Below are 18,631 nucleotides of genomic sequence, written 5' to 3'. Positions count from 1 at the left end.
GCGTCCGATCGGGCGGACGCGTGCTGGGTCGTTCACGCGGCGAAGGACGCCGAACTGCTGGTGCGTTGTCCTGGCAGCCCGTCGAACAGCCCGGCCGAGCCGCGGGGCCGCCACAGCGGGACCGGGCCCGCGCCGGGCACGGGGTCGAGGGTCAGGACCGCCGCCCGTTCCGCGGAGTCGAGCGCCCGCTGGACGACCATCGCGTTGGCCACGCTCTGCGCGACGCTGCCGACCGGCGGCACGCCGAACTGCACGGCGTCGGCGAAGTCGACGAGCTCCGCGCGGTAGCCGTTGTCGATCCCGCGGAAGACCGTCGTGCGGGTGCTGGCGTCCCTGCCGCTGCGCGTCACGCGGCGCTCTGCCTCGGACCCGGCGAGCACGAGGACGCCCTCGGTGCCGTACAACCGCATCTCGTTCGGTTCGGGTGGGACCGGGATCTCGGGGAAGGACGCGGTGTAGTTGCCGATGGCACCTCCGGTGAAGACGAGGTTGAGCGCGAGGTCCGACGGTGCGTCGATCGTGCTGTTGGCGGCCTGCACGGCGCCGTGCACCCGCGCGATGTCGCCGCAGAGCAACCGGATCTGGGCGATGTGGTGCACGCCGAAGTCGAGGTGCACGCCGCCGCGGTACGCCGGCCGGTGCCGCCACGGCGTGCCGGTGAACCCGCCTTCGCGGGGCACCACCCAGTCGGTGTGCCGCCACGCCATCAGGTGCGGGCGGCCGATCGCGCCGTCGTCGAGCAACGTGCGGGCGTACCGCAGGTCGTCGCGGTAGAAGTAGTTCTCGCCCACCATGAACGTGCGCTCCGGGTACCGGGCCGCCAGCGCGAGGAAGGCCGCGCCCTGCGCCGCGTCGGCGCCGGCCGGCTTCTCGCAGAGCACGTCCTTGCCTGCCGCGAGCGCTTCGCACGCCACCTCGTACAGGTGCGGGATCGGGACCGCGATCAGCACCGCGTCCACGTCGTCGCGGGCCAGCAACGCGGCTCTGTCGGCGACGGAGCGGGCGGGGTCGGCCCCGCTGTAGGCGGCGAACCGGCTGCGCTGTTCCGCCGATGAGTCGGTGAAAGCGGTGACCGTGAACCGGTCGGCGAGCCCGCGCAACGCCGGCCAGTGCAGCTTCTCGACCGCGAGACCGGTGCCGATCAGCCCCAGCCGGATCGGCGGGATCGCCGGTGCTGCCATGCCTCGTCCGTCCTCGTCATCGGTTCCGGAACCAGGTCGTGCCGAGTGTCAACGCCGCTTGGCGGCCCGCTTGCTTCGCTGCCCCTTCTCCGCGAGGAGCGTGGAAAAGTTGTTGCTCAGGTGCTCGCGCATCGCCGCGCGGGCCGCTGCCGGGTCGCGCGCCACGAGCGCCTCGTAGATCTTCGCGTGCTGGGCGGTGGCGCGGTGCAGCCCGGCCGGTGCTTCGTTGGTGGCGCGCCGGCTGGCCGTGCCGAGCCAGCGGGCGGAGTACATGATCCGGTCGAGGATGCGGTTGCCTGCCGCCCGGCAGATCTCCATGTGGAATTCGTGGTCGACCTCGAGGTAGGCCTCGGGCTCCGCCTCGAGCGCCGCCATGCGGCCGATCTCGTCGCCGAGCCGGGCCAGCGTCTCGTCGGAGATGCTGGCCGCCGCCATCGCGGCGAGTTCGGGCTCGAGCAGCGCGCGCATCTGGTGCAGTTCCTGCAGCAGCTCGTCGACGATCTCCGCGGGCAGCCACTCGATCAGCAACGGGCTCAGGTAGTCCCACTCCGCGCGGGGGCGCACGACGACCCGGCGGCCCTGGGCGACGTCCACGATGTCGAGCGAGGCGAGGATCTTGAGCGTCTCCCGCGCCACGACGCGGGAAACCCCGAACTCCTGGGTGATCTCGAGTTCCGACGGCGCCCGGCCGTCCTCGATTCCGCCGCGGACGATCCGCCGGGTCAGGTGGGCCGCCACCTGCACCGGAAGGGTCCGGACCTTGACAGCGTCCGGAGACTCTTGTCTCCTTGGCATGTCATCAGCTTATAGGACAAGTTCGACTTCGCGACAGTCCGTTTTTTCCGGCACTACCCGGCGGCGGGAGAGCAATGCGGATCGTGAACGTGACGACGGCGGTGGTGGCCTACCACGGTCAGGCCACCCTGGTGCGGATCGACACCGACGAGGGCCTCAGCGGGTTCGGCGAGGCCAATCCCGACGCCGGGGCGGGCGCCGTCGTCGGGATGATCAACTCCCTCACGCCCCTGCTGGTCGGCGAAGACCCGCGCAACGTCGAGCGGTGCTGGGAAAAACTGCGCCGCAGCAAGGTTTTCGCGGGCGCGCAGAGCGGCGTGTTCGTGATCGCCCTGTCCGGGATCGAGCTCGCGCTCTGGGACCTGGCGGGCAAGGCCGCGGGCCAGCCGGTGCACCGGCTGCTCGGCGGGAAGTTCCGCGACCGGATCCGCCTCTACGCCGACTGCGGCGACGGCGACGACCCGGCGGGCTCGGTCGCCGGGTGCGTCGACCGGGCCCAGCGGATGGTCGCGGAAGGCTTCACCGCCCTCAAGTTCGACATCGACGACCTGCGCCACCCGGCCAAGTTCGACGATTTCAACCACACGATCAACGCCGCCGAGCTGCGCTCGATGGTCCAGCGCGTGGCGGCCGTCCGGGAGGCGATCGGACCGGACGTCGACCTGGCCATCGACCTGCACGCGCGCTACGACGTGCCGAGCGCGTGCCGGATCGCGTGGGAGCTGGAGCCGTTCCACCTGATGTGGCTCGAGGAGCCGCTGCCGGCGGAGAACGTCGACGCGCTGGTGCGGGTGCGCGAACAGACCCGGACGCCGATCTGCGCGGGAGAAAACCTTTACCTGCGCTGGGGTTTCCGCGAGCTGCTCGAACGCGGCGCCGTGGACGTCATCGAGCCGGACGTGCCGAAGTGCGGCGGCCTCGCCGAGGCCAAGAAGATCGCCAACCTCGCGGAGCTGCACTACATCCCGTTCGCCCCGCACCTGGTGTCCACGCCGCTCGGCACGATGGCCACGGCGCACCAGTGCGCGGCGATCCCCAACTTCCTCGTCCAGGAATGGCACGCCCTCGAAGAGCGCGCGGTGTGGGACAGCTACGTCCACGCCCCCGACGGGAGCGGCTCGATCGTGAAGGACGGCTACATCACGCTTCCCGACACCCCGGGGATCGGGGTGGAGCTCGACATGGACGGCGTGCGGGCGCACGCCGTCGAGGGCTACGGGGTGTTCGAGTAGCGGAGCCCCCGCTCGGCGCTCCGGTGCTGGGCCGCTTCGCTGAGCAGGAGGTACGCGCCGGCGGTCCAGGTGTACGCGCGGTCGCGCAGGCCCGCTCCGGTGAGCGCGTCGAAGTTCTCGGCGAAGCCGTGTTCCTCGCAGGTCCGCCGGAACCGGCCGCTCACTTCGTCGGCGAGGTCGGTGGCGCCCCCGCGGCGGAGGCCGTCTTCGACGAGGACCGTGACCGGGGCCCAGACCGGTCCGCGCCAGTAGCCGTCGGGTTCGTAGTGCGGTGAGGAGGGGAGTTCCGTGGCGAGCCCGACCGGCGTGAGGTGCTCGGCGACGCGGGCGCACAACCGCTCGAACACGTCGCGAGGCAGGTGCTCGCCGAGCACGATCGGCATGAGGTCGAGCAGGCTCGAGCCGCTCTGGGACGTTCCGGTGCGCACGGTGCGGCTGCGGAAGGCCGAGCCGTCCCAGAGTTCGGCGAGCAACGCGGTCAGCAAGGTGTCGGCGCGGCGGTCCCAGTCCGTGGCGGTGTCCCCGGCGGCCGGGGCCAGCACGGCGAGTTCCTTCAGCTGCAGGACCAGGAAGGCCGCGAGGTCCGCGGAGACGACGAGGCGTTCGCCGGCGAACACCGTGGCGTTGTCCCAGCCGCTGTCGTTGCCGTGTTCGTAGTACGGCAGCCGCTGCCCGGGGGCGCGGCGGTGGTCGAGCCAGAACGACGTCCAGGCCGCGAGCTGCCGGTAGGCCTGGCCGGGTTCGGGCAGCCCGCCGGGGAGCCGGTGGCGCAGGTGGTTGAGCGCCCAGCCGTGGATCGGCGGCTTGACGAAGTTCCGGAGCACCTCGGCGTGGGTGACCGAGTCCGGCAGCGCGCCGTGGCCGTCCTGGTGGTCGAAGGGCAGCTGGTACTGGTTCCACGCCAGTTCCGGCGCCCCGGGAGCCAGCGCCAGCGCGGTGAAGCAGTGGTCCCAGCTCCACACCTTGTTCATCCAGTGCTTGGACATCAGCACGGCAGGGCGGGCGAGGAACCCGGCGGGCGCGACGGTGGCGGACCAGAGCACGTAGCAGGCGAGTTCGGCCGCGGGGGTGGAGCCGTCCCGCCACGGGGCGACGGCGTCGGCGAAGGCGGTGAAGTCGTCGCGCGCCGAGGCGGCGGCCCCCGAGAAGTCCACAGTGGACACGTACGGCGCCGCGCCGGTGGTGATCTCCTCCAGCGCGATCTCCCACGGGCCGCCGTCGGCGCCCACGGTGACACCGCGCCGCGCGGTGCCGAGTTCCTGTTCGCCGCTGTACGTCCACTGGCCGGACAGGAGGGTCAGCCGGAGGCGGTTTCCCGTCTCGTAGAAGGTGAACACGGCCGCCCCGGACGGGTCGGCGAAGAAGTACGGGCCGGTGAACGGCGTGAGGGCCGGCTCCGCGGCGACGATGCTCAGGCCCAGGCCGGTGCCGGCGATCCGGAGCGTCGTGGCGTCCGCGAACGCCGCGGTGATCCGGCCGCCGGGAGCGGTCCACGTGAGCACGGCGGGATCGGCCGAGACGTCGGTGGCGGCGCGGCGGCCGTCGCGTTCGGGGACGAGGGTCAGGACGGGGTGCAGGCCGTGCCGGTGCGACACCACGTGCACGTCGTCGGCGCGCCGCGTCGCGCTGAGGACGGGGGACAGGCCGAGCCAGGACCCGGCGCGGCTGAACGGGATCTCCCCGACGGAGAACTCGGCGGTCACAGGGTGCGTCCCTTCAGTCCTTGACGGCGCCGGCCGTGACCCCGGCCGCGACGTAGCGCTGGGCGAGCACGAGCAGCACGGTGGCGGGAACGGACGCGACCACGGCGGTGGCCATGATCGCGTTCCACTCCTGGTTGTTGTTGCCGATGTAGTGGTAGATCCCCAGGGTGAGCGGGCGCAGCCGGCCGCCGGCGTCGAGCGTCGCGGCGAACACGAAGTCCGACCAGGCCCACAGGAACGAGAACAGCGCCGCGGTGACGACGCCGTTGCGGCTGGCGGGCAGCACGATCGACCGGAACGTCCGCCAGTGTCCCGCGCCGTCGATGCGGGCCGCCTGCACCAGCTCGTCGGGCACGGAAGCCATGAAGGAGGCGAGGATCAGCACGGCGAACGGCACCGCGATGGTGGAGTCGGCGACGATCAGGCCGCCCACGGTGTCGGTGATGCCGAGCTTGACGTAGCTGCCGTAGAAGCCCAGCGCCATGATGATGCCCGGGATCATCTGCGCCACCAGCAGCACGAAGCCGAGCACGCGCCGGCCCGGCGGCCGGAGCTTCGCCAGCGCGTACGCCGCCGGGGCGGCGATGACCAGGGTGAGCGCGACGGTGCCCAGCGCGACGAGCAGGCTGGTCCCGAAGTAGGGCAGCTGTTCCCGCAGGACGCGCTCGTAGCCCGCGAAGGTGGGGGAGGCCGGGAACAGGTCCGGCGGCGACTTCCGCAGCTCGCCGGGCGGGGTGAGCGAGACGGCGACCATCCAGTAGACCGGGAAGAGCATCGCCGCGGTGAGCAGGACGCCGATCGCGGTCAGCCACGCCGGGCGCTTCACGCGGATTCCTGGTGCCGCTGCAGGCGGACGTAGACCAGCCCGGCCGCGAACGCGAGCAGGATGAGCACGTTGCCGACGGCCGCGCCGGGCCCGAACTCCGGCAGCATGGAGCCGAACCCCAGTTCGTAGGACCAGGTGGCGAGCGTGCTGGACGAGCCGCTGGGGCCGCCCCTGGTCATGATCCAGATGATGTCGAACACCTTCAGCGTGTAGACCAGGCCGAGCAGCAGGGTGATCGCCGAGACCGGCCGCAGGACGGGGAACGTGACGTGGCGGAACGTCTGCCAGCGGGTCGCTCCGTCCAAAGCGGACGCTTCGTGCACCTCGGCGGGGATGTTGCGCAGTCCACTGTGGAGCACGACGAGGTTGAACGGGATGCCGATCCAGATGTTGGCGACGGTGACCGACACCAGCGACCACGACGGCGAGGTCAGCCAGTCCACCCGGGCGATCCCGAGGCCGTGGAGGACGGCGTTGACCAAGCCCGACTCGCTGTTGAGCAGCCAGGCCCACGTCGACCCCGACACGATCAGCGGCAGCAGCCACGGCACCAGGAACAGCGCCCGCAGCGTCGCCGACAACCGGAAGCGGCGGGTGAAGAACACCGCCATCGCCAGGCCGATCGCGTACTGGAAGACCAGGGACGCGGTGGTGAAGACGAGCGTGTTCACGAGGGCGGTCGTGAACCGCGGGTCGGCGAACACGGTGGCGTAGTTGGCGAACCCGGTGAAGGGCGCCCCGCCGCGCACGAAGGTCCGGACGGTGTAGTCGCGCAGGCTCAGGTCGATGGTGGTGTACAGCGGATAGCCGTAGCAGCCGAGCAGGTAGGCCACCAGCGGGACGAGGAACGCCCAGCCGGCGAGCCGCTTCTTGTCGAGTCGCCGCTTGTCGAGTGGCACTGCGTGGCTACTTCGCCGCCGCGGTCTGGGCGTCCTTGAGTGCCGCGTCCGGCGACTTCGAACCGGTGAGGGCGGCCTGGACCGCGTTCCACAGCGGCTGCGAGATGCGGGGGTACCGCGTGCCGAGGTTGTCCCCGGTCCGGCCCTTGGCGTTCTTCACCGCGTCGACCCACACCGCCAGCTCCGGCTTCTGGGCGACTTGCTGCTGCTGCACCGACGGCACCGCCGAGACGTAGGTCAGCGCCGTGTCCGAGGTCAGCACCTTGTCCGGGGCGGTGAGGCAGGCCGCGATCCGGCCGGCCGTGCGCTCGGTGTTCGGGTCGTCCTGGGCGGGGACGGTGACGAACTCCCCGCCGGTCGGCGCGGGCGCGGTGCCACCCGTCCGGCCCGGGATCGGGAGGACGCCGTACGCGAAGCCGGCCTTCTTCGCGTTCTCCAGCTGCCAGGTGCCGTTCTCGGCGAAGGCGTACTGGCCGGTGGCGAACTCCTGCCAGCTGGTCGTCTGGGTGTTGTTGATGACCGAGTTGGGGGCATAGCCGCGGTCGAGCCAGGACTTCCACTGGGTCAGTGCCGCGACGGCCGGGGGCGCGGACAGGTCGGTCAGCGACGCCCCCGAGCCCCAGAACCACGGCAGGAACTGGAAGCTGCCTTCCTCGGTGCCGATCGCGGAGAACGTGATGCCCTTCTTCCCGGCCGCCTTCACCTTGCCCAGCGCCGTTTCGAGCGACGCCCAGTCCTTGACGGAGGCGGGGTCGACGCCCGCGGCGGCCAGGACGTCCTTGTTGTAGTACAGCGCGAGGGTGTTGGCGCCCAGCGGGACGCCGTACGTCCGGCCCTGCACGGTGCCGGCGGCCACCAGGTTCGGCGCGGCGGGCAAAGCGTCCAGCCCGACCTCGTCGTTCGCCTTGAGCACGCCCGCTTCGACCATGGTGGACACGACCGGGTTGTCCAGCACGAGCACGTTCGGCGCGGTGCGCTGCCGCGCGGCGAGCAGCACCTTGCCGGTGAGGTCGGTCGTGTCGTAGGCCTGGCGCTGGATCTTCACCCCGGCTCCGGCGGCGCACTCGTCGATCACCTTCGCCCACGCGGAGCCGGCCGTGAACTGGGGATAGGGGTCCCAGATCGAGAACGTCCCGGTGCCGCCGGTGTCCGGAGCCGACGAGCAGGCCGCCACCGTCGCGGCGAGGGCGACCGCCGCCAGCGCGGCCGGGAGCGGACGTGTGCGCGGGTGGTGGGGCATGGAGGTCCTCCTGGCGGCTGCGGCGACGACAGTTATCGAACCGGTTCGATGATGGGAGCCGGGTCAACGTAGACCGAGGTGCGGGTCGCACGCAAGGGGCAGTCTTCGGAGATGGCAAGATGGTCGAACCGGTTGCCGCCGACGGATCCGGGGACGGGAAGCGGACATGAACATCGGCGAGATCGCCAAGCGGGCCGGGGTGTCCCGCAGCACGGTGTCCTACGCGCTGAGCGGCAAGCGGCCGGTGTCGGCGCGGACGGTGCGGCGGATCAACGACGTCATCGCCGAGCTGGGCTACCGGCCCAACGCCAGCGCGCGGGCGCTGGCCGAGGGGAAGACCCGGACCCTCGGCCTGGTGATCCCGCCGGCGAGCGCGCGCCTGACCGACGCCCAGCTGGGCTTCGTGGCGAGCGTCGTCGAGGCGGCCGCGGCGCACGACCACGACGTGCTGCTCTCGCCCAGCGGTGGTGACCACGACCGGTCGTTCGAGCGCATCGTGACCGGGCGCCGGGTCGACGGCGTGATCCTCATGGAGATCCTGCTCGAGGACGCCCGGGTCGAGCGGCTGACCGGCGCCGGGCTGCCGTTCGTGGCGATCGGGCACGTCGAGCACCCGGGCGCGTCGTGGTGGGTCGACGTCGACTACGCGACGCTGATCGGGCGCTGCGTGCGCCACCTCGCGGACCTCGGCCACGAGCACGTCGTGCTGATCAACCGCTCCGAATACCTGGTCGCCGCGGGCTACGGCCCGGCGGTGCGCGCCACGGCCGGGTTCCTCAGCGCGGCCGGGGAGTGCGGGATCACCGGGCACACCGTGTGCTGCGCGGACGAACCGGCCGCCGGGCTGGAGTGCTTCGAGCGGATCCGGGCCCGGTGGCCCGAGGTGACCGCCGCGGTGACGATCAACGAAGCCGCCCTGCCCGGGATCCAGCGCGCCCTGGACCACGCCGGCCTGGACGTCCCGCGCGACTTCTCGCTCACCGGGGTGCTGGCCGACCGGCTGGCCGAGGACTTCCACCCCCCGCTGACCGCGGCGGACGTCCCCGCGGGGGAGATGGCCCGGCTGGCCGTGGATCTGCTGCTGGAGCAGATCTGCGACCGGTCGGCCGAGCCGCGGCACGCCCTGCTGCGGCCGGGGGTGACGCTGCGGTCCAGCACCGGCGCCCGTCGCCTGCGGAAGTGAACCGGCTGCGGATGTGAACCGGCTGCGAAAGTGAAGTCGCTACGGAAGTGAAGCGGCTGCGCAAGTGAACCGGCTGCGGAATCGGGCGGAGCGGTCGGCCGAGCCGCGGCACTCCTTGCTTCAGTCGGCGGTGATGCTGCGGTCCAGCACCGGCGCCCGCCGCCCGCCGCCCGCCGAAGTGAACCGGTTCGACGCCATTTGGTCTCTTGTTGGCGAATCCCTGACGGCGTAGCTTTATTCCTTGGTCGAACCGGTTCGACGTCGCACCTGACCTCGTTCTCCGTGCCCGAAGGAGTCGCACGTGGACATCTCGCGCGAGCGCGCCCGCCGTGGCTTAGCCGCCTTCCTGCTCACCGCCGCACTCACCGGCGCGTCCGCCGTGGCTCTCGCGGAGCCGGCCCGGGCCGCCGACGAATCGATCGCCGTCGACTTCTCCGCCGGTGGCGCCGCGCCGTCCTACCGGGCGTCCGGCTGGATCTACGGCATGACCGAAACCGCCGCGGCCCCGGCCGACCACTTCTACCGGGACGTGAAGTTCCAGGCCATGCGCGCCGGCGGTGCGCAGCTGGACAGTCCGGGCGGCTGGGTCTCGGGCAAGTACGACCGCCGCTGGAACGCCACCCGCGCCCAGTTGCTGCGCACGCGCGCGCTCGGCGGCAAGTTCGTCCTGCTGGTGCACGACCTGTGGGGCGCGGACGGTTACCCGATCTCCCGGTTCCCCGGCGACAACGGCGACTGGACCGACTACGACAACTTCCTCACGCGGCTGATCGGCGACGTCCGGGCCACCGGCGCCCCCGTCGAGTGGGACCTCTGGAACGAGCCCAACATCACGCTCTTCTGGAACCGGCCGCAGAGCCAGTACTTCGCCATGTGGCAGCGCGCGTACCAGCGGATCCGGGCGGCGTTCCCGGCGCAGCCGATCGTCGGCCCGAGCCTCGCCGGCGTCCCGTCGACCTCGGCGGGCTGGTGGACGCAGTACCTGGACTTCGTCCGGTCCTCGAACGTCGTCCCGGACATCGTGAGCTGGCACTCCCTGCCGGGTGACCCGGTGGCGAACGTCGCCGCCGCCAACGCTTCCCTCGACGCACGCGGCATCCCGCACCCGCGGCCGTACCAGATCAACGAATACGGCGCGTCGAACGAGCAGAACCCGGGCGACGGCTCGTGGTACATCGCCCGGCTCGAACGGGCCGGCGCCGACGGGCTGCGCGCCAACTGGGCGAGTGGCGGGAACCTCCACAACGACCTCGGCAACCTGCTCGTCCACGATGCGGCAGGGCAGCACCAGCCCAAGGGGGAGTGGTGGGTCTACCGGTTCTACGGCTCGCAGACCGGCCGGATCGCCGCCACGACACCGAGCGGGTCGTACGACGCGTTCGCCACGGCGGCGAGCGGGTCGGCGAAGGTGCTGGTCGGAGGCGGCGGCACCACCGGGAACGTCGCGGTCGCGCTGCGGCGCCTGGACGCCACCACGGGAATCGTCGAGAACAACCAGGTCCGGGTGCTCGTCCAGCGGATCCCGTACAACGGCGGCGGCGCGGTCGCCGGCCCGGTCACCGTCCAGAACTCCGTGCTGACCCTGTCCGGCAACGCCGTGACCGTGACCGTCCCGCACACGAACGCCGACGACACGTACACCATCACGCTGCTCCCGCCGTCGGACGGCGGGTTCCAGTCGGTCGCCGTCGCCCAGCATTCCCAGCAGTGCCTGGACAACACGGACCTGAGCACCGCCGACGGCAACCGGCAGCAGCAGTACCCCTGCGAGGGCGGCGACCAGCAGCTGTGGAACTTCCGCCCGGCCGGTGGCGCGTTCACCGTCGTCAACCAGCAGTCGGGCAAGTGCCTCGAGGTGGCGGGCGCTTCGACCGCCGACGGGGCGGCGATCCAGCAGGGGAGTTGCGGTGCCGGCGCGGCGAATCAGCAGTTCACCTTGCGCAAGGTGACTTACAGCGGCAACGACGCCCATGACTACCAGCTGGTCGCCCGGCACAGCGGCAAGTGCGTCGACGTCAACCAGGCGTCCACGGCCGTGCGCGCGCAGCTGATCCAGTGGACGTGCCGGGCGGTCACCCAGGGCAGCCCGCTGAACCAGACGTGGCGCCTGTGGGGGATCGGCCCGGCGTGAGCGCGACCCCCTTCGGCTTGTCGCTGGGTAGCGCCGCGCGGGTGCCGCAGTGCCATCGAGTTCGGAGGTGGTGCTCGGTCACGAGTCAGCGATCCCCGCGCAAACCGGCTGTCGGCCGGTCGCGGGTGCCGTCGACGGCACCCGGGGTCCTTCATGATGTGAGGTGGATTTGCTCCCTGACCAGGAAGAACCGGCCAGGCCCGGCCCGGCCGACAGGTTCGACGACGAGGACTACCCCGCCTACACCATGGGCCGGGCCGCGGACCTGCCCGGCACCACGCAGGGTTTCCTGCGCAGCCTCGGCGAGGCCGGGCTGATCACGCCGCAACGCTCCGCCGGCGGGCACCGCGCCGCCTGCCGCATCATCTCCCTCGAAGACCAGCTCCGCGAAGCCCAGCGCCGCAACACCGAACTGGAAGCCGGCGGCTGAACCCCGTCACCCGGGCTGCTCGTCGAACGGACTGGCGTAGGACGGCGGACGCGCACGCAGGGCCAGCGTCAGCGTCAGGCGGACGCGGGTCGACGGGGGCAGCTCGACGCGCAGCCACGGACCCCCGACGTCGATCGACGCCGACGTCACGGCCGGCTCGACGTGCCCGTAGTCGTAGAGGTCGCCGATCCACGAAGGGTCGTCGCACACGCTGTACTCCGCGGTCCGGATGTGGTGCTCGGCGAACGCGCCGGCCTGCACCACCAGCGACCGCGCTGCCTGCGGGTCGAGGTTGACCAGGTCGAGCACGGTCGCCTCCGGGGCGATGCCGGAAACCAGGGCCGCCACCGACGGCGGCAGGCCAGGCCGTTGTGCCTGCGCGTCGTGGTAGCGCACGCGGGCCTGCTGGAGGCCGCCGTTGTAGACGACCTGCGGCGCACCCCAGGTGAGCTGGACCAGCGCCTCGGTGACCACCGGGTTGGACTGCTGCCACAGGTGGATGTCGGCTTCCGAGACGTCCCGGCCACGGTAGCGCTCGACGCGGGCCAGCCGGTGGCGCGCCTGGGCCTGGGCGGCGGCCAGGATCCGTTCCGGGTAGCCGGGGTCGTCGCCGGCGAGGTAGGCGAGCCAGGGCTCTTCGTGGCCGGCCTCTTCCTTGCTGCGGAAGGGCCGCACGGTGCGCCAGTCGTAGCCGCTCGCGGCGCGCAGCCGGTCGAGGCGGTCCCGGTCGGCGGCCGACGCCGAGTGGTGCCACAGCGCGACCGGGACGCCCATCAGCATCGGGTTGTAGTCGAACCACCCGCGGTCGTCGTGGCGGAACGGCACGTGCAGCGTGGGCGTGTGGACGTCCTCGCGAAGCTGGACCGACCACTTCGACCCGAGACTGGAGTCCGCTTCGGTGAACGTCATGACCTTGCCGTGGGAGATGATCTCGTCCAGTGCCGGGCGCACCAGGTCGGCGAATGTGTCGTCGCCCGTCGCGAGCGCGGCCGACAGTGCGCCGACGACGGCGGCGTGCCCGACGCTGTACCAGCCGTGCGGCCACGACCAGCCGTAGTGCCCGCCGTACCAGCGGCCCTCCAGCAGCCCGCCCACGGTCCCGTCGGGAGCGACGTTGTCGGGCAGCACGCCGCCGTTGGCCGCCGCGCGTTCGCGCCAGGCGCCCACGTACTCGGCGAGCCAGTCGCGGTAGCGCGGGTCGCCGGTCAGCAGCAGGGCGTTGAGGACGAGCCCGGACGCCGCCAGGTTGACCGCCGTGTCGCCGGTCCCCATCCGCCGGCGCATCTGCTCGCCCAGCGCGGAGTCCGCCGGCGCCAGCCACTCCAGGGGGAAGCCGTACGTCCGGGCCTCGTGGGGCAGCCACGGGTAGGAATCACCGTCGAAGAGCCCTTCGCGCGCCGGGTCGCTGCCGTTGTGGGGACGCCGGATGATGCGGTGCGCGGGGTCGTAGACGCCGTGCGCCGGATCGACGTACAGCTCGGCGAACCGCACCGCCCGGTCCCGCCACCGCTCCGGCGCGGCCATGCACAGGAAGTACAGCAGCAGCAGGCTTTCCCCCTGGTGGAACCAGTCGTAGCCGCGTTCGTACTCGTCGTGCAGCATGCCGAGCTCGGTCAGCTGCCGGGTGACGCCCTCCCAGTGGCGCTCGGATTCGGCGAGGAGGTCGCCGGCGCCGCCGAGCAGGTAGAGCTGCGGCCAGTTGAAGAACGTCTCGTAGAAGTCGTCCACGCCGTCGCGCGTGCTGAGCTCGCCGGTGTAGCGCAACCGCCCGTCCGGCCCGGTGAAGGTGCGGGCAAACCGGCGCCAGGCCTGGTCGAGCAGGTCGAACAGCCCGCGCTCGGCGAGCGCCCAGCCGGGCGGTTCGAGCAGGGGCACCGAAGCGGTGATGACGGGAACCATCGCGGTCACTCCTTGGTCGCGCCGGCGAGCATCCCGGCTACCAGGAAACGTTGGGAGAACAGGAAGACGACGAGCACCGGGGTGATCGCGAGCAGGGTGGCCAGCGCGAGTTCCGGCCGGTGGACCGCCGCGGTGCCGGCGGTCGGGTTGAACTGGGGCACGGCGTCGAGCAGGGTGCCCAGGCCGACCTGGACGGGGAACTGGTCGCTTTCCGGGAGCAGGACGTACGGCAGGAAGTAGTTGGTCCAGTTGGCGACGAAGCTGAAGAACCCGACGAGGGCCGCCACCGGGGCGGCCAGGGGCAGGGCGATGCGCCGGAACACGCCGAACTGCGAGCAGCCGTCGAGCTTCGCCGCGTCGATCAGGTCGCGGGGCAGCGCGGTGCTGAAGTAGATGTAGGTCAGGTACACCCCGAACGGGTAGAACGCATACGGCAGGATGATCGACCACATCGACCCGATCAGGTGCACGGCGTTCGCCTCGAGGAACAGCGGCACCACCAGCGTCGCGTTCGGCATCAGCATGACCACCAGCGTCGCGACGAGCAGCGTGCGCCTGCCGCGGAACTCGGTCATCGCGAGGGCGTAGCCGGCGGGGATCGCCACGCACAGCGTGATCGCGAGCGCGAGGAACGAGTACGTCGCGGAGTTGCCCAGCCATCGGAGGATCGCGTTGTCCCCGAAGGAGGTCAGCGCGGTCCAGTTGTCCCCGAGCGCGTCCCACGAGCCGAACGACAGCGGGTTGCCGTGCACGAGCTGGTCGTCGGTCTTGGTGGCGGCCAGCACCAGCCACAGCACCGGCAGCACGAAGAAGAGCACGAACAGCGCGAGCACCAGCCCCGGCAGCGGGTTCGGCAGCTTCCGGCGGGGGCTAGCCGGCATCGAAGAACCCCGATCGGGCGACGAACACGCCGGCGACGACCACGCTGACCACCAGCAGCTCGACCGAGACGGCTGCGGCCGTGTTCACGTGGTCGTACTGGAACGCGAAGTCGTAGGACAGCTGGTTGAGCGAGTAGTCGCGGCCGGCGACGCCGACACTCGCCTGGGAGAGCAGCTGCGGTTCGACGAACAGCTGGGTGCCACCGGCGAACGCGAGGATCAGCAGGTAGACGATCCACTTGCGCAGCAGCGGTATCTGCACGCGCCACGCGGTCTGCCACGCGCCCGCGCCGTCGATCCGCGCCGCTTCCAGCAGGTCGGGGGAGATAGTGTTCAGCGCGCCGTACATCACGACGATCCAGCCGCCCGCCCCGGTCCAGAACGCGATCACGGTGAACAGCACCGGCAGGTGCCCGGGCGCGACGACCTGGCCGAAGGTGTCGAACCCGGCCGCCCGCAGCAGGAAGCTCACCGGGCTGACCGACGGGTCCAGCATGAACAGCCAGACCAGGACGCTCGCCGCGCCGGCCAGCGCCCCGGGGAGGTAGTAAAGGAAGCGCAGGGCGGTACCCGCCGCCCGGGAGCTCAGGCGGTGCAGCAGCAGGGCCAGCCCGACGACGAGCACCACCAGCGACACCAGCCAGCACACCAGGTAGAGCGCCACGTGCCCGATCGCGGGCAGGTACCGGAAGTCCTCGGCCGCCGCGGCGAAGTTCGTCAAGCCGGCGAAGCGGTTATTCCCGTCGGTGAACGCGAAGTACACCGCGTACCCCGTGGGCACGATCCCGAACGCGATCAGCAGGACGACGTACGCGGCGACGAAGAGGTGCCCGGCCCGGTTGGCCGTGTTCAACGGCCGACCTCGTACCCGGCGGCGCGCGCGTGGTCGGTGATCGCCTGCTGCCAGTCGGGGAGGAGGGAAACGAGGGTCTTGCCCGCCGTCTGGCCGGGCGTGACGGTCGCGGCCCAGATCGCCTCCTGGCTGAACTGGCCGTAGCCCCAGCCCGGCCACACCTGCGCGGCGGCCGTCCGCAACGGCCCGGTGATGTCGCCGGCGTAGTACCCGCTGGCGGCTTGCTTCGCCAGCCAGGACTTCGCCGCGCCCGTGTGGGCGGGGTAGCCCGGCGCGACCTGGCCCTGGTAGTCGGGCGCGGTCGTCACCCAGGTGAGGAAGTCGGTGGCGTCCTTGAGGTTGGCGCTGTGGGCGGACAGCAGCCAGGTGCCGCCGCCGACGTTGCCGACCGACGGCGCCGTTTCCCCGGCCCACTGGGGCATCGGCGCGACGGCGATCTGGCCCTTGGGCGTCTTCAACGACTCCTGGAAGATCGAGCCGCCGAACCAGGACGGCCCGGGCAGCATGAGGATCTTGTCGCCGGAGTTCTTGTCGAAGTCCGAGCTGAACACGCTGCTGGTGGCCATCGTCCGGTTCCGGACCAGCGTGTCGATGAGTGCCGCCATCCGGGTGCAGGCCGGGCTGGTGGTGTCGACCTTGACCGTCTTCGGGCCGGTGATCTCGTTGGCGCCGCACTTGCCGGCCCACAGGTAGATCTCCGGGGTGAAGCTGTCCCCGGCCGTGCCGACGAGGTAACCGGGGTGCTCGGCGGCGACGCGCTGACCGAGCGCCTGGTACTCCTCCCAGGTCTTGGGCACCTGGTAGTTCCACTGCCGCAGCAGGGAAGCGTTGTACCAGAGCACGGTCTGGGCGAGGTCGTTGCGCAGGCAGTAGAGCGTCCCGTCCACCGTGCACGGGTCGTTGGCGCCGGGAGCCCACCCGCTCAGCGTGGCGGCCGGGATCTGCCCCTTGTTCAGCGGCGCGGTGAAGCCGGCTTGCACCGCCCAGGAGGTCTCGTTGTTCTGGGTGCTGAACACGACGTCCGGCCAGCCGCTGCGGGTGCGGTTGAACAGGCTCACCTTGGTCTGCAGGTAGTTCGAGCCGTTGGCGTCGCCGTCGTAGGTGACGATGTTCAGCTTCACCGCCGGATGCTGCTTCTGGTACAGCTGCGCGGCGGGCAGTCGCGTCGAGTCGACCCAGACGGTGAGCGGACCGCCGGTCTGCGGCACCGGCTGGAACTCGTTCTGGGCGCTGTTCCCGCCTGGCCCGCACGCCGTGACCGCGACGAGGACGGCCGCGGCGCCGAGCACGCGCCGGACCGGCTTGCTGGTGCGTGGGGCTGAGGTCGTCATGAACCTTGGCTCGCCTTCTCGAGGACACGGAGGAAAGCGCGGGACCACTCGGGCAGGTCGGGCCAGCCGCGGCAGGACACCAGCGCGCCGTCGACGACGTCGGGCGCGTCGGCGAACGTGGCGCCCGCCTGCTCGACGTCCGGCTTCAGGGGCGGGAAGGCGGCGGTGGTGCGGCCGCAGAGGAGGCCCAGCGCCGCCGGGACCTGGGCGCCGTGGCAGATGGTGCCGACCGGGAGGTCGCGCGCGAAGAAGGGCGGGACGATCCGGGCCACCTCGGGGTCGGCCCGCAGGTACTCCGGGGCGCGCCCGCCAGGGATCACGAGCGCGTCGAAATCGGCCGGGTCCACGTCGGCGAACGCCAGGTCGACCGGGAGCAGGTGCCCCGGTTTCTCGGTGTAGGCGTCCCACCCGGGTTCGAAGTCGTGGACCACCAGGTGCACCGGGCGCGTCGTGGGCGCGGCCACGACCGCCTCGTGGCCGCCTTCGCGCAGGCGGAAGATCGGGTACATCGAGTCGAGCTCCTCGGCGGCGTCGCCGGTGAGGACCAGCACTCGGGCCATGTCGTTCCCTCCTAGCGCAGCGTCCAGCGCTGGTTCGCCTGCCCGCTGCAGGTCCAGAGGACCAGCTGGGTGCCGTTGGCGGTGCCCTGCCCGTACGCGTCGAGGCAGAGGCCCGACTGGACCCCGGTGATCGTGCCGTTCGCGGTGACCGTCCACTGCTGGTTGGTCTGCCCGTGGCAGTCCCAGACGATCACCGGGGTGCCGTTCGTGGTCCCGTGGCCGGACGCGTCGAGGCACTTCGTCCCGCCCACGGTCAGCGTCTGGCCGACGGGGGTCCACGCCTGGCCGGCCTGGCCGCCGCAGTCCTGGAGCCGGACCTGGGTCCCGTTGGCCGCGCTCGCGGCGTCCACGCACCGGCCCGACTGCGCGCCGACGATCTGCCGCGCCGCGGAGGTCCCGGGGTTGCCGATGCTCCCGGGTACCGACTTCAGCGCGCCGAACCAGGCGGCGGCCATCTTGTCGTAGCCGGTGGCCGTGGGGTGGATGCCGTCGGTCAGGTCGCCGGTGGTCAGCGCCGAGTGCATGTCCACCAGGTGCACGTGCTTGCCGGCGTTCTGGTTGTTCGCCACGATGCCGGGGATCGCGGCGTTGAAGGTGCGGGCCGCGGACTCCTGCCCCGAGTTGGCGAGCGGGATGATCGTGGCGACGAAGACCTCGGCGTCCGGTGCGGTCGCGGTGATGTGGTCGATCAGGCCGGACAGCCGGGCCGGCGCGCGGCCGACGTCGTAGTTCTGCAGGATGTCGTTGGTGCCGATGTGCAGCAGGACCGTGTGCGAGCCGGTGTTGCGCAGCCAGGTGACGACGTTCGCGTCGATCTGGTCGATGCGCCAGCCCGGGTGGCCCTCGTGGTCGTGGTCGCCGAGGGCGGCCGGGCCGTTGTACTGCGAGCCGGTGAAGTCGACCTGGTAGCCGCCCGCGCTCAGGCGCTGCCACAGCCCGATCCGGTACCCGCCGGGGACTTGGGTGCCTTCGGTGATGGAGTCGCCGAGCGGCATGACCCGGACGCCGCCGTTGGAGTCGGCGGCCGCGGGGGTGGCCGGGAGCAGGGCGCCCAGGAACAGCGCGGCCGCGATGAGCCGGATTCTCATGGTTCTCCTCGATCGGTCAGCCGAAGGTCCACTGCTGGTTGGCTTGCCCGGTGCACGTCCAGAGCCGGACGGCGGTGCCGTTGGCGGTCCCGCCGCCGGTGACGTCCAGGCACAGTCCTGATTGGACACCGACGACCGTGCCGGCCGAGGTGACCTGCCAGCGCTGGTTGGCGCCGCCGTTGCAGGTCCAGCTGACGACCTTGGTGCCCGGGGTGGTGCCCTGGCGGAGGCGTCCAGGCACCGGGTGCTGTCGCCGCTGTAGACGGTCAGCTCACCCGCGCTGGTCCGGGTCCAGGACTGGTTGGCGCCGCCGTGGCAGTCCCAGATCTGCACCTGCGCGCCGGGGGTGGTGCTCGCGCCGCTCACGTCCAGGCACCGGCCCGACCCGGCCGCGCGCAC

The 18,631-nt window shown here is 71.6% G+C and carries 16 protein-coding genes and 1 pseudogene; 4 read left to right on the top strand and 13 right to left on the bottom strand.

Translation table 11 applies throughout. The features are described 5' to 3' along the window. Positions 1-32 precede the first annotated feature (32 nt). The gene (locus G3I65_RS46040; RefSeq protein ID WP_160701691.1) at positions 33-1,181 is read right to left on the bottom strand and encodes a Gfo/Idh/MocA family protein; all 1,149 of its coding nucleotides are present in this window, start codon (positions 1,179-1,181) and stop codon (positions 33-35) included. A gap of 48 nt (positions 1,182-1,229) precedes the next feature. Further along, positions 1,230-1,976, bottom strand: coding sequence for a FadR/GntR family transcriptional regulator (locus G3I65_RS46035; RefSeq protein ID WP_166641427.1), 747 nt, complete (start codon positions 1,974-1,976; stop codon positions 1,230-1,232). Positions 1,977-2,050: 74 nt separating this feature from the next. On the opposite strand from G3I65_RS46035, the gene G3I65_RS46030 reads away from it, so the two are divergent. Continuing rightward, a complete protein-coding gene (locus G3I65_RS46030; protein WP_160701690.1) occupies positions 2,051-3,208 on the top strand; it encodes a mandelate racemase/muconate lactonizing enzyme family protein in 1,158 nt (385 codons plus the stop codon). Here G3I65_RS46030 and G3I65_RS46025 read toward each other — a convergent pair. Genes G3I65_RS46025 through G3I65_RS46010 form a run of 4 tightly spaced genes read right to left on the bottom strand, consistent with a single transcriptional unit; the run spans position 3,190 to position 7,876 of the window. After that, the gene (locus tag G3I65_RS46025; protein WP_160701689.1) at positions 3,190-4,911 is read right to left on the bottom strand and encodes an amylo-alpha-1,6-glucosidase; all 1,722 of its coding nucleotides are present in this window, start codon (positions 4,909-4,911) and stop codon (positions 3,190-3,192) included. The genes G3I65_RS46030 and G3I65_RS46025 overlap by 19 nt on opposite strands. Positions 4,912-4,924: 13 nt before the next feature. Continuing rightward, complete coding sequence (locus G3I65_RS46020; protein ID WP_160701705.1) at positions 4,925-5,686, bottom strand: carbohydrate ABC transporter permease; 762 nt, start codon at positions 5,684-5,686, stop codon at positions 4,925-4,927. 47 nt (positions 5,687-5,733) lie between these two features. Further along, positions 5,734-6,636, bottom strand: a complete 903-nt coding sequence (locus tag G3I65_RS46015; protein ID WP_160701688.1) for a carbohydrate ABC transporter permease — start codon at positions 6,634-6,636, stop codon at positions 5,734-5,736. Positions 6,637-6,643: 7 nt separating this feature from the next. After that, positions 6,644-7,876 (bottom strand): extracellular solute-binding protein, encoded by a 1,233-nt coding sequence (locus tag G3I65_RS46010; protein ID WP_160701687.1) that lies wholly within the window; start codon positions 7,874-7,876, stop codon positions 6,644-6,646. A 145-nt stretch (positions 7,877-8,021) separates the two neighbouring features. Between G3I65_RS46010 and G3I65_RS46005 the strand changes: the two genes are divergently transcribed. The 3 genes from G3I65_RS46005 (at position 8,022) to G3I65_RS45995 (ending at position 11,620) form a co-directional block, all read left to right on the top strand. After that, positions 8,022-9,059, top strand: a complete 1,038-nt coding sequence (locus G3I65_RS46005) for a LacI family DNA-binding transcriptional regulator (RefSeq protein WP_309236019.1) — start codon at positions 8,022-8,024, stop codon at positions 9,057-9,059. A gap of 301 nt (positions 9,060-9,360) precedes the next feature. Then, a complete protein-coding gene (locus G3I65_RS46000; RefSeq protein WP_160701685.1) occupies positions 9,361-11,190 on the top strand; it encodes an RICIN domain-containing protein in 1,830 nt (609 codons plus the stop codon). 169 nt (positions 11,191-11,359) lie between these two features. Then, on the top strand, positions 11,360-11,620 hold the full coding sequence (locus G3I65_RS45995) for a MerR family DNA-binding transcriptional regulator (RefSeq protein WP_160701704.1): 261 nt from the start codon (positions 11,360-11,362) through the stop codon (positions 11,618-11,620). A 6-nt stretch (positions 11,621-11,626) separates the two neighbouring features. On the opposite strand, the gene G3I65_RS45990 is transcribed toward G3I65_RS45995, so the two are convergent. The 7 genes and pseudogenes from G3I65_RS45990 to G3I65_RS45960 all read right to left on the bottom strand — a co-directional run. After that, positions 11,627-13,519 carry a hypothetical protein gene (locus G3I65_RS45990; protein ID WP_160701684.1) on the bottom strand — a complete coding sequence of 631 codons (1,893 nt, stop codon included), beginning with the start codon at positions 13,517-13,519 and terminating at the stop codon, positions 11,627-11,629. A gap of 5 nt (positions 13,520-13,524) precedes the next feature. Further along, the gene (locus tag G3I65_RS45985) at positions 13,525-14,400 is read right to left on the bottom strand and encodes a carbohydrate ABC transporter permease (RefSeq protein ID WP_160701683.1); all 876 of its coding nucleotides are present in this window, start codon (positions 14,398-14,400) and stop codon (positions 13,525-13,527) included. Next, entirely contained in the window at positions 14,390-15,253 is an 864-nt protein-coding gene (locus G3I65_RS45980; protein WP_203612693.1) for a carbohydrate ABC transporter permease, read from the bottom strand. Before G3I65_RS45980 ends, G3I65_RS45985 begins: the two co-directional genes overlap by 11 nt. Next, on the bottom strand, positions 15,250-16,584 hold the full coding sequence (locus G3I65_RS45975) for an ABC transporter substrate-binding protein (protein WP_160701682.1): 1,335 nt from the start codon (positions 16,582-16,584) through the stop codon (positions 15,250-15,252). The genes G3I65_RS45980 and G3I65_RS45975 overlap by 4 nt, the downstream gene beginning before the upstream one ends. Continuing rightward, positions 16,581-17,144 carry a DJ-1/PfpI family protein gene (locus G3I65_RS45970; RefSeq protein ID WP_160701681.1) on the bottom strand — a complete coding sequence of 188 codons (564 nt, stop codon included), beginning with the start codon at positions 17,142-17,144 and terminating at the stop codon, positions 16,581-16,583. Before G3I65_RS45970 ends, G3I65_RS45975 begins: the two co-directional genes overlap by 4 nt. 11 nt (positions 17,145-17,155) lie before the next feature. Then, positions 17,156-18,232, bottom strand: a complete 1,077-nt coding sequence (locus G3I65_RS45965) for a ricin-type beta-trefoil lectin domain protein (protein WP_160701680.1) — start codon at positions 18,230-18,232, stop codon at positions 17,156-17,158. A 16-nt stretch (positions 18,233-18,248) separates the two neighbouring features. Beyond that, positions 18,249-18,631, bottom strand: a pseudogene (locus G3I65_RS45960) (RICIN domain-containing protein); the annotation flags it as partial.

It is taken from the genome of Amycolatopsis sp. SID8362 (assembly GCF_010550475.1).
GTDB lineage: Bacteria > Actinomycetota > Actinomycetes > Mycobacteriales > Pseudonocardiaceae > Amycolatopsis > Amycolatopsis eburnea.
Note: the sequence above shows the minus strand (reverse complement) of the source record. Positions and strands in the feature narration are given on the sequence as shown.